Below are 3,023 nucleotides of genomic sequence, written 5' to 3' on the forward strand. Positions count from 1 at the left end.
TGATCGCCTTCGGGCTCGGCGCCCTGGTCGCGCTCATCGGGGTCATCATCGGCCGCCGCACCGCTCGTTCGTCGTCGTGACGGACGCCTCGTCGCTGTCGGCGCTCGCGGCGGCGGCCGCGATCCGGGACGGTGAGCTCACCAGCGAGCAGCTGGTCTCCGACTGTCTCGCGGCCATCGACGCCCGCGAGGACACCCTCCACGCCTGGGCCCACCTCGATCCCGACCAGGCGCTCGCCGAGGCCCGGTCCCGTGACACCGAGCCCTCGCGCGGGCCGCTGCACGGCGTCCCGGTCGGTGTGAAGGACCTCATCGACACCGCGGACCTGCCCACGCGGTACGGCTCGTCGATCCACGCCGACCACCAACCCGAGGTATCGGCCGTCGCCGTGACCCGGCTGCACCGCGCCGGTGCGGTCATCATCGGCAAGACCGTGACCACCGAGTTCGCGGTCTTCACCCCCGGGCCGACCACGCACCCACTGGACCCCGCGCGCACGCCCGGCGGGTCCTCGTCCGGGTCGGCTGCAGCGGTCGCGGCCGGCACGATCCCGCTGGCGCTCGGCACCCAGACCGCCGGTTCGGTGGTCCGGCCCGCCTCGTTCTGCGGCATCTTCGGTGGCAAGCCGACCTACGGCGCGATCCCGACGGCAGGCGTCAAGCTCTGCTCCACGACCCTCGACCACGTGGGAGCCTTCGGGCGGGACGCCGCCGACGTCGCGGTCGCGCTCGGGGTGATGGCCGAGGACCCGGACCGGTTCCGTCCGACCGACCTCGGCGACCAGCCCCGCATCGGGTTCTGCCGGACCCCGTGGTGGGACGAGCTCGAACCCGCGACCCGATCGCTGCTCGAAGCAGCCGCGACCTCGCTCGCCCGGATCGCCGACGTCGTCGAGGTCGAACTCCCGCCCGAGTTCGCCGGCCTGGTCTCCGCGCAGGAGATCATCATGGGCGTCGAGGTGTCCCGCTCCCTCGCGTGGGAACGGCAGCTGCACGGCGACCAGTTGAGCGATCAGCTCCGCACCTACCTCGACGCCGGCGAGAGCCTGGCGGAGCGCTACGACGACGCGACCGCCCTCGCGGAACGGTGCCGAGCCCAGCTGCCGGCCGTGTTCGCCGCAACACCCGCGCTGCTGGCTCCGTCGGTCCTCGGTGAGCCCCCGCCCATCGCCACGACGGGCGACCCGCTGCTGTGCCGCGCCTGGACGCTGCTCGGCACGCCGACGGTGTCGGTCCCCGGCCTCACCGGCCCGTCCGGCTTGCCGGTCGGCGCGCAGGTGATCGCCGCACCGGACGACGACGGCACGGCGCTCACCGCTGCCGCCCTGATCGCACCCGCGCTCGCCGCCGTCACCTCGCCACCTCCGTCCGGGAGCACCACGCCGTGACCGGTGCCCGGTCCGCGCTGAGCCTCGCCGCCGTCACCTCGCCACCTCCGTCCGGGAGCACCACGCCGTGAGACGTATCCGCATCGGCATCGACACCGGTGGCACGTTCACCGACGTGGTGGCCTTCGACGAGTCCACCGGTCAGCTCACCACGACCAAGACGCCGTCGACCCCCGCCGACCCCGCCGAGGGGTTCCTCGCCGGCGTCGACAAGGTCCTGCACCTCATCGACGCGGGTGGCGCCGACGTCGCCGCCGTCTCGCACGGCACGACCGTCGCCACCAACGCCCTCCTCGAGGACGACATCGAGCGGATGGGCCTGATCACCACCGAGGGCTACCGCTACGTCCTCGAGATCGCCCGCCAATCGGTCCCGTCGGGCTACGGCAACAGCTACTTCTGGGTCAAGCCCGACCGCATCGTCCCCGTCGACCGCGTCAAGGAGGTCGCCGGACGCTTGGACGTCCGTGGTACCGAGGTGCGACCGCTCGACGAGACCCGAGTCGCCGAGGTCGCCCGCTGGTACCGCGACCGCGGCATCGACACGCTCGGCGTATGCCTGCTGCACAGCTACGCGAACGACACCCACGAGCGCCGCGTCCTCGACATCATCCGGCGCGAGCACCCAGAGGCGGTCGTCTCGCTGTCGTCGGAGGTGCTGCGCGAGTACCGCGAGTACGAGCGGACCATCACCACGCTCGTCGACGCGTCGGTCAAGCCCCGCGTCGGGCGCTACATCGCCGCGATCGCTGCGCGTCTCGCGTCCTACACGGACACCGGCACGGTTCGTGCCGCCGCCGACACCGCCCCGGACCGGGAGCCCACCGCCGGCCCACGTCCGGACGCTGGTGACAGCGGTGGGGACACGGTGTCGGTCCCGTTCTACATCATGAAGTCGAACGGTGGCGTGATCAGTTCGGACGAGGTGGTCCACCAGCCCATCACCACGGTGCTGTCCGGTCCGGCGGCCGGCGCGCTCGGCGCAGCGTTGGTCGCGGGCGAGGCCGGCTACGACCGCATCCTGACCTGCGATGGCGGCGGCACCTCGACCGACGTGTCGGTCGTCCTCGGCGGCGAGCCGACGCTGACCACCGAGGGCACGATCGGACGGTTCCCGTCCAAGATCCCGATGATCGACATCGTCACGGTCGGTGCGGGAGGCGGTTCGATCGCGTGGATCAGCCCGGAGGGCAACCTCAAGGTCGGGCCCCGGTCCGCGGGCGCCGACCCTGGACCGCTCTGCTACGGCAAGGGGGGCACCGAGCCCACCGTCACCGATGCCCACGTGTACCTCGGCCGCATCCCGCCGCACCTGCTCGGTGGCGAGATCGACCTCGATGCCGGCGCGGCCCGGACCGGCATCGAGCAACTCGCCGGGAAGCTCGGACTGTCCGCCGCCGACGCGTCGCGCGGGATCCTCGAGATCTCGGCGTGGAACCAGGCCAACGCCATCCGTCAGGTCACCGTCAAGCGGGGCCTCGACGTCCGCGAGTTCGCGATGGCGGCCTTCGGCGGCTCCGGCCCCCTGCTGATCTGCCGGCTCATCGACGTGCTCGGACTGGACGCGGTCATCGTCCCGCTCGACCCGGGCAACCTGTCCGCCTTCGGGCTGCTGACCGTCGACGTCAAGAACGAC

Annotated in this window: 2 protein-coding genes; both read left to right on the top strand. The window is 72.4% G+C overall.

Annotation, left to right across the window (positions count from 1 at the left end; all coding sequences use genetic code 11):
• Positions 1-76 precede the first annotated feature (76 nt).
• Positions 77-1,387 carry an amidase gene (locus WEB03_RS08045; RefSeq protein ID WP_368070431.1) on the top strand — a complete coding sequence of 437 codons (1,311 nt, stop codon included), beginning with the start codon at positions 77-79 and terminating at the stop codon, positions 1,385-1,387.
• A gap of 67 nt (positions 1,388-1,454) precedes the next feature.
• Positions 1,455-3,023: hydantoinase/oxoprolinase family protein (locus WEB03_RS08050; RefSeq protein WP_368070432.1), on the top strand; the 1,569-nt coding region annotated here is incomplete at its 3' end.

Origin of the sequence: Nitriliruptor sp., from assembly GCF_040882075.1 — a bacterium.
Classification (GTDB): Bacteria; Actinomycetota; Nitriliruptoria; order Nitriliruptorales; family Nitriliruptoraceae; genus Nitriliruptor.